This is a genomic window from Pseudomonas sp. NUPR-002, assembly GCF_056322725.1.
In genome coordinates, this window is sequence record NZ_CM150476.1 from 403753 (window position 1) to 419137 (window position 15385).

The following is a 15385-nucleotide window of genomic DNA, read 5'->3' on the forward strand; positions in this document are numbered from 1 at the left end:
GGTGGGAGCGGCGGTGCGGCGATCCGACTTGCCCCGCGATTGCGGTTTGTCAGTCACATCGCATCGCGGGGCAAGCCCGCTCCTACCGGGACTCGTCCGGCAGTGGCAGCCAGTCGCTGCTACGGCCGCTCTGGCGAACGCGAATACGCCATTGTTTGTCTTGCCAGCGCAACACCGCCCACACCGGCACGGCGCTGTGCTGCGCCTGCGGGATCTGTAGGTGGTAGTGGTCAGCGAGCAGGTGCGGGCGTAGCGGCAGTTGGTGGGTCTTGGCTTGCAGGTAGAGTTGTCCGTCAGCCCGGTAAAGCTGGCTGGCTGGCTCGACCGGGGCGCCAGCCAATGGTGTATCCGGCTGGCAGTCGGCAAACAGCTTGGGCAAGTCGGGCAACCCGTCGTACCAGAGTACCGGTGAGTCGATCACCCACTCGCCATCTTCACGACGCTTGAGCGGCACTTTCAGGTAGCTGTCCGGTTGTTTGGGATCGATCGCCAGCCAGCGTCGCCCGTCGTAGCTGACCTGGTAGTGACGCCCTTGCCTGTCCTTGACGAAGTATTGAGTGAGCCCCGTATAGGCTGACGATTGCTCGTAGACACCTTCTCCGTAAATACCATCGATTCGATAGCGCAACTGGCTGCTGTTGGGCGTTACGCTCATGCGTTGCGGTAAAGGCAGGGGTGGGTTTTTGGGCAGGCCACGCAGGGTGCGGCGCATCAACGTCGAGCCCGCATAATTGTTGATGCCGTCGCTCGTGTGTGCCAAAGCGCTGTAGGTATGACGCAGCACCGCCTCGAGGTCGTTAGCTTTGAGGCCCGACAGCGCATCCCAGACATCAATGGCCATACGGCCAAACGCCAGCGCTGCCAAGGCACGGCTAGGCAGTACCAGGCTGATCAGGTCGACGATCCACCAGGCGATCGTCACCATTGACTGAATATTCATCTCAGTCGTTGTACGGCTACCGTTGTCGACCGCGGCAAGCAGCGACTTCACTTCCGCCAGGTAGTAGGCCTCGCACCAGTTGCCGTCGATGGTAGGCCGACTCAGGTGTGGGCCGAGCCTGCCCTTGTGTAGCAACTGATCAATGTATTTGCCATCGGCAAAGGGCACGCGCTCGACGAAGTAGCTGCGCAACGTCGGAGATTTGCGCAGGGCTTTGAGCAGTTCGCGTGAGTTACGGTATTCCCGCCAGGGGCGTCGGTCAGGGGCATTGGGGGTGTAAAGCACAAAAGAACTGACACTGTCGACTTCAGCCGTCAGCAGCAGTACACCCTGCACGGTATGACCCTGGATGACCAGTTGGCGAACACTGATCCGGTGCTCTTCTACCGTTGCGCGCCATGCGCTGTCGGGGAATTTGAGAATCACGCTGGCCCAGCGATAACCCTGCTCCAGCGAGTCGGCAAGGAAGTGCCCGGCATGCCGCGCCTTGGCTGCTTCGGCACGCATACGTGCCCGATTGACACTGATGTGGGCTTGCTGGCGCCACTGGCCGGCGTCTGAGTCGATCAAGTGGCTGCGCACAAAGTGCGCATAGCCACTGCCGGCATTGAGGGAGCGAACCAGCGCTTTCACAACACCTGGTGTCAGTGCTGGTATGTTGAGACCATCAACGTGATAGACACGGGCCGTCAGCCAGTAGTCGATATCGAACCAGGCGATGTTCAGCAGCGCCAGCTCATCCAGGGACCAGGTGGTGCTCACCATTTCGATGCTTTCACCGGCCTGCGGTCGGCTGGCCACGGCAATGTAACTGGTTGGCAGCAACGGGTTCAGGACTGGCCCGATCTGGCGGGCCATGGTGACGCTGATGCGAATGTCTTGCGGCTTGAGGTCCAGCCCATGCTCGTTGCGTAGGCGTTCGCGCAGCCGTTCCTGCGTCCAGCCGAGCAGCGTGTGGCGCTGATTGAATTGCTCAAGGGTGAGGATGCCCGGGGCTGCAGCGAGTTCGATGGCGGCGGCCAACTCCTGCAGGGTCTGCATGATCTGGGAGAGGGCTTGCTGCGAGCTTGAGCGCAGCCAGGACGGCAGGTGCTTCTCCAGTAGCAAGGCATAGCGGGTGGCGAGCAAGCCTTTGCTGGTGGCCGCCGGGCGCAGGTCCATCGCCTGCAGGAGCGCACGGTCAAAGGCCGGGATATCGCCTTGAAGACCCTGGTTCCAGGCCTCCAGCCAGGCGTTGCTCAAGCGTGCACGCTGCACGGCTAGCAGGCTTTCGACCTGTTCTTCCAGCACGCTCCCGGTAAACCAGTCGTAGCGCAGGCGTTCGGCCTGAGGGGCTCGTTCGCGGTCTTGGGGGCGCGTTGTCAGTTCGAGCAGGGGCGAGCTTTGATGAGGATCGTCCAGGCGTTCGCACAGCTCAGTGTGCAAGGCCTTGAGACTGGCGAAGACTTCGATGCCATGCGCCAGGCTGTAAAGCAGCGCCGAGCCCACCTCTTCCTGGCCTGTGAGCATCGTCCCTTGCGGCCCCGTCTGGACGATCACCAGCGTGCCTGGCAGGTAGGCCCGCCAATTGGGGGCGCTGGCGCTGAGCAAGGGGCGGTACACCTGTGGGCGATTGCTCAATGGCAAATGCAGACGTTGCCAGGGCAGTGGCAGCTCCAGGCAGATTCGCAGGGAGTAGGCCTGGTCGTAGTTCAGGGTTTGATCACCCAGGCGCAGTTCGATTTCGTTGAGCAATTGTGTTTTGCGTAGCGCGGTCAGGCGCTGCTGGCGGCTTTTCCCCGTGCTGTCTGTCTGTGCCCAGAAGTCGAGCAGGCTGGCGTAAAAGGTTTGCCGCAGGTGCTGGCAGAGCGTCTCAACAGCACTGGCCAATGCCTTCAGGTTGAGTGCTGTCAGCGGCTTATCGCCGTGGCTGACCAGGCTGTCGGCTGCAAGGGTAAATGCGCTGTTGCCCTGTAGCCGCTCGCCCACATGTTCGAGCAGGGATCGCTTGTCGATGATCAGGTCACGGGCGCGCAGGGTGGTGTCAGCCGCAGCATTGGCCAGGCACTGGTCCAGGGCCTGCTCCAGGCTGGGTAGCCCTTCCAGCAAGGTGCCCAGCTGGGTATCAATGGATTCAATACGATCGAGGGGGGTTGGCATGGCCCAGCTCCTGATGAAAGGGAGCTGGGCATGCTAGGCCTGCGCGGTTGAGCGCAGTCGGTACATGCTTATGTCACTTTTGCGCGGCGTTTGAGCAGTCCACGCAGGCTCAGTAACGCGGGAATCCCCAGGCCAACCCAGGACAGCACGTCCCAGGCGTCATCACCGAGCAACGCGGCAAACAGCCCCGCGGCGCCCAGCAGGCCAATCACAAGGGGCCAGGCAAAGATCGTCCGGGTAGATTGCGAGCGATGGCTCATGCGCTGGCCTCCTGCACCCGCGGGCGCCGATGTTTGCTCCACCACAGGTACAGGCCGCTGCCCAGCACGATGATGGTCAGCACATCGAGCACGGCCCAGAGGATCTGCATCGGCCGGCCGCCGTAATCACCAAAGTGCAGCGGTTGCGACAGCAGCATCGCGTCCATGTACCAGGGACGGTCACCGACGGCGGTCACGGCCAGTGTCGAAGCATCGATCAGCACTGGCGTCAGCAGGTGCGAGGTGAGGTGTGTGCCGCCTTTCATGAACACGGCGTAATGGTGCTCGCTGGAAAAGCGCGTGCCGGGGAATGCGATGAAGTCCGGGACCATGCCGGGTGCGGCGCCTTCAGCGATATCCAGTACACGGCTGACTGGAGCCAGTTCGGTCAAGGGCGGAGCGTCCCGGTAAGGTGCGACCAAGGCACTCAGGCTGTCGTTGCGCCAGGCGGCGATCACCAGGTCCGACAGGGCGCTGATGACCCCGGTGACACCCACCACCAACGCCCAGGTCAGGGTGACGATGCCGATCAGGTTGTGCAGGTCGAGCCAGCGCAGCCGCGACGACTTCTCATGGCGCACGGAGGCGAATTTCAAGCGGCGCATGAAAGGCGCGTAAAGCACCACGCCGGAGATGATCGCCACGACGAACAGCAAGCCCATGAACGCCAGCAGCAGTTTCCCCGGTAGCCCGGCAAACATGTCCACGTGCAGGCGCAGCATGGTCATCATGAAGCCACCGTTGGAAGACGGCATTTCGACGGCTTCGCCGGTGCGGCCATCGAGCATGAAGGTGTGCGACAAGTCAGGGTGAGTACCGGCAGTGGCCGCCATGATGGTGATCACACCGTTACTGTCGTCTTCATCCCAGCCGAAATACTGCATGGCCTCGCCCGGGCGATGGGCCTGGGCCTTGAGTACCAGCTGTTGCAGGTCCAGCTTCGGCGTGTCGGCGGGCATCTCTTTGAGTTCCGGCGCATTGCCCAGCAAGTGGTCGATCTCGTGGTGAAAGATCAGCGGCAAACCGGTCAGCGCCAGCATCAGCAGGAACAGGGTGCAGATCAGGCTGGTCCAGGTGTGGATGAACGACCAGCGGCGTATGGTTGAGCTTTTCATTACATTTTATTTCTCAGCTTTCAGAAATACCAAAGCCGTCCACGGTGGGACGGCTTGGTCTTTACCCAGGTATTTTCAGGCCGTTACCACCTGTAGGTGGCGCTGGCGACAACGCTGCGCAGGTCTCCGTAGTAGCAATAGAAGCCGTCGCAGGTGGAGATGTAATCCTTGTTGAATACGTTGGTGGCGTTGACGGCCAACGATGCGCCTTTGAGGCTGTTGTCCAGGCGGCCCAAGTCGTAGTGCACGGCGGCATCGAACACGGTGTAGGCATCTGCCTTGCCCAGCCAGGTGTTGGCCTGGTCGCCGTAGGTGTTGCCGGTATAGCGCGCACCGCCACCGATACCAAAGCCATCGAGCACACCGCTGTGCCAGGTGTAGTCAGCCCACAGCGAGGCTTGCTGGTTTGGCATCAGCTGCAAGCGGTTGCCTTTGTACTGGCCGTCTTGCACTTCGGATTTGGCCAGGGTGTAGGCGGCGATCACTTTGAGGTTTTCAGTGACGTCGGAAACGGCTTCGAGCTCAAGGCCGTGGACTTTCACTTCACCGGTCTGGCTGGTGACGGTGATGTTGCCGATGTTGTTGGTCACTTCCACATTTTTCTGGGTGAGGTCATAAATCGCCGCACTCAACAGGGTGTTGGAACCTGGTGGCTGATACTTGATGCCCAGCTCCCACTGCTTGCCTTCGGTAGGCTTGAACGATTCTTGCGGATCAGCACTGGCGTTGCTGGTTGGCTGGAAGGATTCGGCATAGGACAGGTACGGTACAAAACCCGAGTCGAACACGTAGCTGATTGCAGCGTTGCCGCTGAACTTCTTGTCGCGTTCGGTGTTGGTGGCATCGCCTTTGTTATAGAACTTGGTGCCGGTATGAACCCAGTCCTCGCGACCACCCAGGGTCAGACGCCAGTTGTCGAGCGCCATTTGGTCCTGAATGTAGAGCCCGGTTTGGCGGGATTTCTGGTTGTAATCGAAATCGAAAGCGCCGGGCACCGTTGGGCGAACGATGGGGAGCCCGTATTCCGGGTGGTTCACATTCACGCCTGGCGCAGTACCGAACAACGACAGATAGTTGGTGTTGATGCGCTGGTGATCCAGGCCAATCAATAAGGTGTGGTTGATCTCACCTGTAGCGAAGTCGCCCTGGAAGTTGTTATCCACCGCGAACTGGCTGATGTCTTCATCCACGTTGGTGGTAGACCTGCCAGTGTTCCCTTCGTTGTCGACTTCAAGGCCGAATTCGGGGACATAGGCGCTGACGGTAATTGTCTGGAACGCCAGGTCCGATTTGGTATAGCGCAGGTTCTGGCGGAACTGCCAGACATCATTGATGCGATGTTCGAAGGCATAGCCCAGCGCGTAGTAAGTGCGGTCGTAAAACTCGTAATTCGGATCGCCCAGGTTCTTGTGGTGTGAGATATCGCCGAACGGCATGTCGATCTTGGTGCCCTGGATCGGGCGGAATTGACTGGTCACACCGGTATCGTCGCGGGTGAATTGCGACAGAAAGGTCAGTTTGGTGTCTTCGTCGATATTCCAGGTCAGGCTCGGAGCAATGTTGTAGCGCTTGTCGTCGACATGATCGATCTGGGTACCACTGTCGCGCAGTACGCCGCTCAGGCTGTAGAGAAACTGGCCTTCATCATCGATTTTACCGGTGCTGGCAAAGTTGATCTGACGATGATTATCACTGCCGTACTGGAGCTGAATTTCGTGAGCACTTTCGGCCTGCGGGCGACGGCTTACCATGTCCAGCAAACCACCGGGCGGCGTCTGGCCGTAGATTGAGGAAGCCGGCCCGCGCAGCAAGGCGAGGCGATCCAGGTTCCAGGTTTCGGCTTTCGGGTTGGCGTACACACCTCGTGGCAGCGGCAGGCCGTCGAGGAACTGCGTGGGCTCAAAGCCACGCACGCGCATCCAGTCATAGCGTGTGTCGCTGCCATAGCTGGCGGAGACGATACCCGGCATGTAGCGCACGGCATCATCCAGGCTGTGCACGCCGCGGTCGTCCATTTGCTCGCGGGTGGCGATAGAGATGGAGCGAGGTGCTTCGACCAGTGCGGTATCCGTTTTGGTTCCTGCTGCAGTACGTTTGGCGAGGTAGCCCTCTACCGGCCCCCAGGCATTTTCAGAATCGCCAACAGCGTTGATGCTGGTTTCCGGCAGCGCCATCGCACCTTCCGGGGTTGCCACCAGGCTGTAGGTGCCAGCGCTGCTTTGCTCCAGTTGCAGGCCGGTGCCACGCAAGGCCGCCTGCAGCGCGCCAACGCCGTTGTACTGGCCGTTGACCGGTGCCGAGGTGCGACCGTTGGCCAGGCTTGGGTCCAGGGCCAGGGCGATGCCGGCCTGGCTGGCGATCTGGTTCAGGGTGCTCGACAGCGGGGCAGCGGGCAGGTTGTAGGTACGCAGACCCGATTGCTCGGCAGCGACCAGCGAGCTGCTCACCACCGGGGCGGACAGGGCAATGGCGATGGCCAGCAAGCTGGGACGCAGGAAGTTTTGAACAACGCGGGACATGCAGCGACTCCTCGACGAATAAGTGCTAACTAGCTTCCTTGCCGAGTGAGTTGAGAAAAGTGATAGGGCTTAGTGAAAATAATTTAGATTTTGATTGCAGCGTAGACGGCAGACGCAGAATTTCGCGGGGCAAGCCCGCTCCCACTTGGAATTACAAACTCTGTGGGAGCGGGCTTGCCCCGCGATAGAGCCTTCAAGGCTTATCGCGTTTCGCCACCACCGTCACCCACCACGGGGTGTGTTGCTCGATCTGCACCGGCAGGGTCGGCAGCAATGAGGTCAGGGCCAGGTTGGTATCGGTCAGCGGGAAGCTGCCGGTAATGCGCAGGTCGGCCACTTCCGGGGCAACCCCCAGGTAACCGCTGCGGTAGCGGCCCAGCTCGTCAACCAGGTCTTCCAGGCGCACGTTGTCGACCACCAGCATGCCGCGGGTCCAGGCATCGGCGCCGATATTCAGGCCAGCGATCTGGCCGAGGCGGTCATGGCTCATGACTACCTGCTGGCCTTCATGAAGAATCTGTTCGTCGCCGCTGTCTTGTGGCTTGGCCGCCACTGCCGACTGCAGAACGCTCAGGCGCGTGCCCTGATCTTCCACCTTGACCAGGAAACGGGTGCCGAGCGCGCGTAGGCGCCCATCTTCGGTGGCGACAACAAAGGGTCGGTCGTCCTTGTGCCCGGTCTCGATAGAGATTTCGCCCTCGTGCAGAACGATCAGGCGTTCTTTGCCATCAAAGCGGATGTCTACCGCCGAGTGGGTATTGAGGCTGATCAGGGTGCCGTCGCTCAGGCGCAGGCTGCGTTGCTCGCCAGTTGCCGTGCGTTGGTCGGCCAGCCAGTAGCCCAGCGACTGATACGTGCTGACCCAGCTGAGCAACCCTGCCACCAGCACCACACTGGCCAGGCCGCTGCCGACTTTGCGCACGCGCTGGCGCAGGTTGGCGCGCGATTGCAACAAGGCCTGGCGCGCCGGCCCTGCGGCGGCATTGAAACGTTGATCGAGCATGCCCAGCTGCATCCAGGCCCGGGCGTGCTCTTCACTGGCGCCATGCCAGTGGGCGAACTCGGCCTGCTCCTCGGCGCTGCCGCTGCCGGAGTCCAGGCGCAACTGCCAGGCAATGGCGGCGTCGAGGACGCGAGCACTGACCGGTTTGTTGTTCATGTCGGCTCGCCGTACAGGGCGATGTAGCACTGGCGCATGCCTTGGGCCAGGTACTGGCGCACGCGGGACACCGAAACGCCCAGGCGTTCGGCAATTTCTGCGTGGTTGAGGCCGTCCAGGCGGTTGTACAGGAACGCCGCACGGGCTTTGCTCGACAACTTGCCGAGCAGGCGGTCAATGGCCTTGAGGTCTTCGAGAATCAGGTGTTGTTCTTCCGGGGAAGGTTGTTCGGCTTCAGGGAGCAGCGCCAGCTCGGCCAGATAGGCCTGCTCCAGCGCCGCACGGCGAAAGTGGTCGAACAGCAGGCCCCTGGCAATCGCCAGAAGAAAGGCTCGGGGTTCGCGCGGTGCAGGCAGCTGGTCGCGACTGAGCAGGCGCACGAAAGTGTCCTGGCTCAGGTCTTCGGCACGCTCGGCGCAGGCGATATTACGCCGTAGCCAGCCAAGTAGCCAACTGCGATGGTCGCGGTAGAGCGTACCGACCAGCTCACCGTGTGGGCTTTGTACGGACGACAAGACGTTCCCCGAAAAAGATACGTTAACTAACGATAATTATTCGCAATTGTTACAGGATCTTCTTGTGAAACGCAATTGACGCTCATCGGATGTCGTTAGAAGCCAAGGCTCTGCTGCCGTCTGCGCCGCGAACGCTGCAGGTGTTGATCGAGCTGCAGCGGGCTGTCCAGATGCTGGCGCCGGGCCTGACTGAACAGAATCAGGGCCAGCTCGGCGGTAACCATCGCATCGGCACTGGCGTTGTGCCGCTCGATGGCCTCCAGGCCGAAACAGGCCGTCCAGTCGTCGAGCCCGGCTTCGCGCAGGGTGATCTGCGGATTGAGCAGTGGCGCCAGTTCGGCGACATCGAAAAACACATGCTGCAAGCGATAGCCCAGGTGATCTTTCAGCGCCCGTGCCAGCATGCGTTGGTCGAAGGGGGCGTGAAAGGCCAGCACCGGGCTGTCGCCGATGAAGTTCATCAAGTCGAGCAGCGCTTCGGCCGGATCGCAGCCCGCGGCAATAGCGCTCGGCCCCAGGCCGTGGATCAGCACGCTGGAGGTCAGCTTGTGATCGCGCTGGTGCAGAGTGCGTTCGAACTGCTGACTGAAGTCGATGGCGCCGTCTTCGATCACCACTGCGCCAATCGACAGCACCTGATCGCGCTGGGTGTTCAGGCCGCTGGTTTCCAGGTCCAGCACTACCCAGCGTTGTGCCCGCAGCGAGTCGCTGCGCAGGGCAGTCGGGGCGGGCAGTTGCGCGACGCGCTGGCTGATCTGGTTATCGATTTGTCGGGGGCGCAACCAGGCAAACAGACTCACAGCTGATACCTCAGGGCCAGACTGCTTTGCAGGCGTTGGGCCTGGCGCAGCGACTCACGCAGGATGCGCCGGTCGAGGTGGTTGAGGCTGTCGGGATCGACGCGGTTGGAGTAGGGCAGGTTCTGCCGACTTTGCAGTTGATGTTGCTGCATGCGGGTTTGCTGGATGAAGTGATACGCCTCCTCGTAGGCGGCGCCGTCGAGCGGGTCGATCACTTCGCGGCTGACCAGTTCGCGCAAGCGTTCCAGGGTGTTGTTGGCGCTGATGCCGTTGGCCAGGGCCAACAGGCGTGCGCCGTCGACGAAGGGCGTCAGGCCTTGCACCTTGAGGTCCAGCGTGGCGGCCTTGTCACTGCCTTGGCGGGTCAATACGAACTCACGAAAGCGTCCAACCGGTGGCCGTTGACGCAAGGCGTTGTCGGCCATCATGCGCTGAAACAGGCGGTTATCGGCGACCTGGTCAAGAATGCTCTGGCGCAGTTGTTCGCAGGCGGTGTCGTCACCCCAGACCACGCGCAGGTCGAAGTAGATGCTCGATGCCAGCAGGTTCTCCGGGGTGGCTTCGCGAATGAACGCGGCAAAGCGCCTGGCCCACTCGGCACGCGACAGGCACAGCTCGGGGTTACCGGCCATGATGTTGCCTTTGCACAGGGTGAAGCCGCATTGCGCCAACCCCTGGTTGATGTATTGCGCCAGTGGCAGCAGGCGCCCGCGGATCTCGGCCGCGTGGGCGGCATCGCGGGCTTCAAAGAGAATGCCGTTGTCCTGGTCGGTGTGCAGGGTCTGCTCGCGGCGGCCTTCACTGCCAAAGCACAGCCAACTGAACGGCACGCCCGGGTCGCCTTTTTCCTGCAGCGCCAACTCGATCACCCGGCAAACGGTGTGATCGTTGAGCAGGGTGATGATCTGGGTGATCTGCGTTGACGATGCGCCGTGGGCCAGCATGCGCTCGACCAACTGGCTGATCTCGCCACGCAGCGACACCAGATTTTCGATCCGTGGGGCGTGGCGAATGGTGCGGGCCAGGTGTACCAGGTCGACCCGTTGCAGGGAGAACAGGTCGCGCTCGGAAACCACACCGCACAGGCGCTTGTCTTCGACCAGGCAGACGTGGGCAATGTGCCGCTCGGTCATGGCAATCGCCGCATCGAAGGCACTGGCCTGTGGGCTCAGGTAAAACGGCTTGACGGTCATGTGGGCGCCGATCGGCTGGGTAAAGTCAGCACTGGCATCGGCGACCACCTGACGCAGGTCGCGCAAGGTAAAAATGCCAATCGGATAGCGCTGCTCATCGACGATGACGATGCTGCCAACCTGCTGCTCGTGCATTAACGCCACCGCTTCGCGCAGCGGTGTGTGTTGCGCGCAGACCACCGGGTGACGCATGGCCAGTTCACCCAAGCGAGTATTGAGCGAATACTGGGTGCCGAGGGTTTCCACGGCACGGCGCTGAACCTGCTGATTGACTTGGTCGAGCAGGCTGCTGACCCCGCGCAGGGCGAAATCGCGAAACACTTCCGACAGGGCAAACAGGCGAATGAACGCCGCTTTGTTCAGTTGCAGGCAGAAGGTGTCTTCGCCGGCCAGGTGCTCGGTTCGGGTCGCGCGCTCGCCAAGCAGGGCGGCCAGCGGAAAGCATTCGCCGGTGGTGATCTCGAAGGTGGTTTCTGTACCAGGGCGGGTGACGTGCTGGCGTTCGCCGACGACCCGGCCTTGCTTGACGATGAAAAAGTGTTCGACCGGCCCGTCGCTGGGCTTGATGATGCTCTCATTGGCTGCATAGAAGCGCAGCTGGCACTGTTCGACGAGAAACGCCAGGTGGGCGTTCTCCATCTGATTGAACGGTGGAAAGCGTTGCAGAAACTGCAGGGTCCCCTGGATGTTCTGCAGCACTGCAGTCTTTCCGGCCTGGGTGAAGGCGTCCATTTTGCTCATGAGCATTACCGCGTCTTTGTGTCGAGCTGTGTACATCGACCTTGTTGTTTTCAGCCCTCATGGTCGGTCGCAGGCTGGCCAGTGCCCATTGGACGTAAGTCTAAATGCTGCGGCACAACGGGCGGGAAATACGACCTGTGTCAAATTGCCGACGAGAGGTGGGTTGCAAGGCAATCAAAAGCAGTCTGAACTTGATTTGAGGGACTTTTTCCGGTCATTGATGATGAGACAACCATGCCCGACCCAGACGACTTACTGAGTGACGACGAACGTGAAGCGCTAGCAACGGTTACGGCGCCGCGGGCTGCGCCACAGAAGGTACTGGTCGTCGATGACAATCAGAGCGCGCGTGATGCACTGGTCAGCTACCTGAAGGCCAAGGGCATCAAGTGCCTGGTCGCGCAGAACGCCGAGCAAGCATTAACCTGCCTGGAAAACGAGCGTGATATTGGTTTGTTGATCACTGACCTGCGCATGAAGCCGTTGGATGGTCTGGAACTGATTCGGCAGATTCGCGAGTCGGACAAAGCGGCGTTGCCGATCATTATCGTGTCGGGGGATGCCGATGTACCGGACGCCATTGCGGCGATGCATTTGAGTGTTGTCGACTTTTTGCTCAAGCCGATCGATACGGAAAAGTTGATGGGGTTGGTGCGTAAAGAGTTGGGGATCCGGTGAAATAGATCGCGGGGCAAGCCCGCTCCCACACAGCAGTGGGAGAGGGCTTGCCCCGCGATAGGTCAGTTACAGACCGTTCTTGGCCTTGAACTCACGACGACGACGGTGCAGCACTGGCTCAGTGTAGCCATTCGGCTGCTTGGTGCCTTCGACCACCAGTTCGATTGCCGCCTGGAAGGCGATGTTGTTATCGAAGTCGGGTGCCAGTGGGCGGTACAGCGGGTCGTTGGCGTTCTGCTTGTCGACCACCGGCGCCATGCGCTTGAGGCCTTCGATAACCTGAGCCTCGGTGACGATACCGTGACGCAGCCAGTTGGCCAGCAACTGCGCGGAAATCCGCAGGGTGGCGCGGTCTTCCATCAGGCCGACATCGTTGATGTCCGGCACTTTCGAGCACCCTACACCCTGGTCGATCCAGCGCACAACATAGCCAAGGATGCCCTGGGCGTTGTTGTCCAGCTCGTTGCGGATTTCTTCTTCCGACCAGTTGGTGTTTTCCGCCAACGGGATGGTCAGAATGTCGTCCACCGACGCTGGGGTACGCTTGGCCAACTCGGCCTGGCGGGCGAATACGTCGACCTTGTGGTAGTGCAGCGCATGCAGTGCAGCGGCAGTCGGCGACGGTACCCAGGCGGTGTTGGCACCGGCCAGTGGGTGAGCGATTTTCTGCTCGAGCATGTCGGCCATCAGGTCGGGCATGGCCCACATGCCTTTACCGATCTGGGCGCGGCCTTGCAGGCCGGTTGCCAGGCCGATATCGACGTTGGAGTTCTCGTACGCGCCGATCCACTTCTGGGTTTTCATCGCGCCTTTGCGTACTACAGCGCCGGCTTCCATGGAGGTATGGATTTCGTCGCCGGTACGGTCGAGGAAGCCGGTGTTGATGAACACCACGCGCTCGCTGGCTGCCTGGATGCAGGCCTTGAGGTTGACCGTGGTACGGCGCTCCTCGTCCATGATGCCGACCTTCAGGGTATTACGCTTCATGCCCAGCAGGTCTTCGATACGACCGAACAGCTCGTTGGTGAACGCGGCTTCTTCAGGGCCGTGCATCTTCGGCTTAACGATGTACACGGAACCGGTGCGGCTGTTCTTGCGGCTGGTGTTGCCGTTGAGGTTGTGGATCGCGGCCAGGTTGGTCACCAGGCCATCGAGGATACCCTCAGGCACTTCGTTGCCGTCTTTGTCGAGAATGGCGTCGATGGTCATCAGGTGACCAACGTTGCGCACGAACAGCAGCGAACGACCGTGCAGGGTGACAGTGCCACCGTTCGGCGCGGTGTATTCGCGGTCCGGGTTCATGGTCCGGGTGAAGGTCTGGCCGCCTTTGTTGACGCTTTCAGCCAGGTCGCCCTTCATCAGGCCGAGCCAGTTGCGGTACACCACAACCTTGTCGTCGGCATCGACTGCAGCAACCGAGTCTTCGCAGTCCATGATGGTGGTCAGGGCGGCTTCCATCAGCACGTCCTTGAGCCCGGCAGGGTCGGTTTGGCCGACTGGCGTGCTGGCATCGATCTGGATTTCGAAATGCAGGCCGTTGTGCTTGAGCAGAATCGCGGTGGGTGCCGCGGCGTCGCCACGGAAACCGATCAGTTGCGCGTCATCGCGCAGGCCGCTGTTGCTGCCGCCTTTGAGGGCAACTACCAGCTTGCCGCCTTCGATGCGGTATGCAGTGGAGTCAACGTGCGAGCCTGCGGCCAGCGGCGCGGACTCATCGAGGAAGGCGCGGGCGAAGGCGATAACCTTGTCGCCGCGAACCTTGTTGTAGCCTTTGCCTTTTTCCGCGCCACCGGCTTCGCTGATGGCGTCGGTGCCGTACAAGGCATCGTACAGCGAGCCCCAGCGGGCGTTGGAAGCGTTCAGGGCAAAGCGCGCATTCATCACTGGTACGACCAGTTGCGGGCCGGCCATACGGGCAATTTCGTCATCGACGTTCTGGGTCGAGGCCTGGAAATCTGCGACTTCTGGCAGCAGATAACCGATTTCCTGGAGGAAGGCTTTGTAAGCCACGGCATCGTGAGCCTGGCCTTTGCGCGCCTGGTGCCAGGCATCGATCTGTGCCTGAAGCGCGTCACGTTTGGCCAGCAGTGCTTTGTTCTTTGGAGCGAGGTCGTTGATGATCTTTTCTGCCCCCACCCAGAATTGCTCGGCGTTGACGCCGGTTCCGGGAATGGCTTCGTTATTCACGAAGTCGAACAGGACTTTGGCGACCTGAAGGCCACCGACTTGAACGTGTTCAGTCATTGCTTGCCTCACTCTGCTCAGCTATTGCTCTTCTATTTAAGCCTTACGCGCTTCTCTAAACACGGCACCAGAACATGCCCGATGGGCGGCTGGGTGCGGCCAGCCAGACAGGCTGGCGAGCGGTTGCGTATTTTCACAGGCGCCTTGGCAGACATCGATTTGACGTTTTGTAGTCCGCGCTGCGGCATACTACATGATGCGCTGCGGTTGTGAAAATTAGACTAAATACGTCGTTCTGCGACCATCTGGTCGCATAAGGTCACGCTGGGAGCCAGTATGTTCTCAAAAAAGTGGCAGATTGTTCCAGATAAATCTTGAAACAGTACACGATTGGTATTCAAAACCTGCTGCGGCAGGTTGCCGCGCCTTGCCTATACTTTCCCCGCGCCCTTTGATTTCAGGGGCTGAACCTTTAAAAGCAGAGGGTTACCGCGTGGATCATCTTGTACTGACTGTGATCGCCCCTGACAAAGCCGGCCAGGTCGAACGTATCGCTCAATGCATTGCCGAGCACAACGGTAACTGGTTGGAAAGCCGTATGTCGCGCATGGCCGGGCAGTTTGCCGGGATCCTCAAGGTAGCGGTTCCAGCGGAGTCCTACAGCGAGCTGGTCGAAGCCCTGAACGCCTTGAGTAAACATGACATTCGCGTGCTGATCGCCGAAAGCGGCATCGAGCCGTCCTGCACCTGGAAGCCTATAGCCATGGAGCTGGTGGGCAATGATCGTCCGGGCATTGTGCGTGATATCACGCGCTTGCTGGCCGAGCTCAACATCAACGTCGAACGCCTGAGCACCGAGGTGCGCCCGGCGCCGATGAGCAGTGAGCCGTTGTTTCACGCCGATGCTTTGCTGGCGATGCCGCTGACCCTGTCGCTCGATGTGCTGCAGAGCAAACTTGAAGCGCTGGCCGATGATTTGATGGTCGAGCTGCACCTGCGCCCTGAGGAATAGTTATCCCGATTTGCCGGGGACCGGCCTGTGGATAAGCTGGGGGAAGCCTTCGCCAGCCCAAGCGGGCCGTAGCTTTGCTGGAATTGAGCAAAAAACCACCAATAATCAGTGGCTTGTGCACAAAGCACGG

Annotated in this window: 11 protein-coding genes; 2 read left to right on the plus strand and 9 right to left on the minus strand. The window is 60.7% G+C overall.

The annotated features are described in order from the left end of the window. Nucleotides 1-82: 82 nt before the first annotated feature. The 8 genes from ACVWSC_RS01810 to ACVWSC_RS01845 form a co-directional block, all read right to left on the minus strand. The gene (locus ACVWSC_RS01810) at nt 83-3079 is read right to left on the minus strand and encodes a dermonecrotic toxin domain-containing protein (RefSeq protein ID WP_442111693.1); all 2997 of its coding nucleotides are present in this window, start codon (nt 3077-3079) and stop codon (nt 83-85) included. 68 nt (nt 3080-3147) lie between these two features. Beyond that, complete coding sequence (locus ACVWSC_RS01815) at nt 3148-3339, minus strand: hypothetical protein (protein WP_442111694.1); 192 nt, start codon at nt 3337-3339, stop codon at nt 3148-3150. Then, on the minus strand, nt 3336-4454 hold the full coding sequence (locus tag ACVWSC_RS01820; protein WP_442111696.1) for a PepSY-associated TM helix domain-containing protein: 1119 nt from the start codon (nt 4452-4454) through the stop codon (nt 3336-3338). Before ACVWSC_RS01820 ends, ACVWSC_RS01815 begins: the two co-directional genes overlap by 4 nt. Before the next feature lie 83 nt (nt 4455-4537). Continuing rightward, the gene (locus tag ACVWSC_RS01825) at nt 4538-6973 is read right to left on the minus strand and encodes a TonB-dependent siderophore receptor (protein ID WP_442111698.1); all 2436 of its coding nucleotides are present in this window, start codon (nt 6971-6973) and stop codon (nt 4538-4540) included. Between the two features lie 193 nt (nt 6974-7166). After that, nucleotides 7167-8132 (minus strand): FecR domain-containing protein, encoded by a 966-nt coding sequence (locus ACVWSC_RS01830; protein WP_442111700.1) that lies wholly within the window; start codon nt 8130-8132, stop codon nt 7167-7169. Continuing rightward, nucleotides 8129-8647 (minus strand): RNA polymerase sigma factor, encoded by a 519-nt coding sequence (locus ACVWSC_RS01835; protein WP_442111702.1) that lies wholly within the window; start codon nt 8645-8647, stop codon nt 8129-8131. Before ACVWSC_RS01835 ends, ACVWSC_RS01830 begins: the two co-directional genes overlap by 4 nt. Before the next feature lie 95 nt (nt 8648-8742). Next, entirely contained in the window at nt 8743-9447 is a 705-nt protein-coding gene (locus ACVWSC_RS01840) for a 3'-5' exonuclease (RefSeq protein WP_442111704.1), read from the minus strand. Next, nucleotides 9444-11381: a DUF294 nucleotidyltransferase-like domain-containing protein gene (locus ACVWSC_RS01845; protein ID WP_442114242.1), complete on the minus strand. Its 1938-nt coding sequence runs from the start codon at nt 11379-11381 to the stop codon at nt 9444-9446. Before ACVWSC_RS01845 ends, ACVWSC_RS01840 begins: the two co-directional genes overlap by 4 nt. A 234-nt stretch (nt 11382-11615) precedes the next feature. Between ACVWSC_RS01845 and ACVWSC_RS01850 the strand changes: the two genes are divergently transcribed. Further along, complete coding sequence (locus tag ACVWSC_RS01850) at nt 11616-12059, plus strand: response regulator (protein WP_442111706.1); 444 nt, start codon at nt 11616-11618, stop codon at nt 12057-12059. Between the two features lie 66 nt (nt 12060-12125). Here ACVWSC_RS01850 and ACVWSC_RS01855 read toward each other — a convergent pair whose 3' ends face one another. Continuing rightward, complete coding sequence (locus ACVWSC_RS01855) at nt 12126-14303, minus strand: malate synthase G (RefSeq protein WP_442111708.1); 2178 nt, start codon at nt 14301-14303, stop codon at nt 12126-12128. Nucleotides 14304-14736: 433 nt separating this feature from the next. Here ACVWSC_RS01855 and ACVWSC_RS01860 point away from each other — a divergent pair, with 433 nt between their 5' ends. Continuing rightward, complete coding sequence (locus ACVWSC_RS01860) at nt 14737-15255, plus strand: glycine cleavage system transcriptional repressor (RefSeq protein ID WP_442111710.1); 519 nt, start codon at nt 14737-14739, stop codon at nt 15253-15255. The last annotated feature ends 130 nt before the right edge of the window (nt 15256-15385 follow it).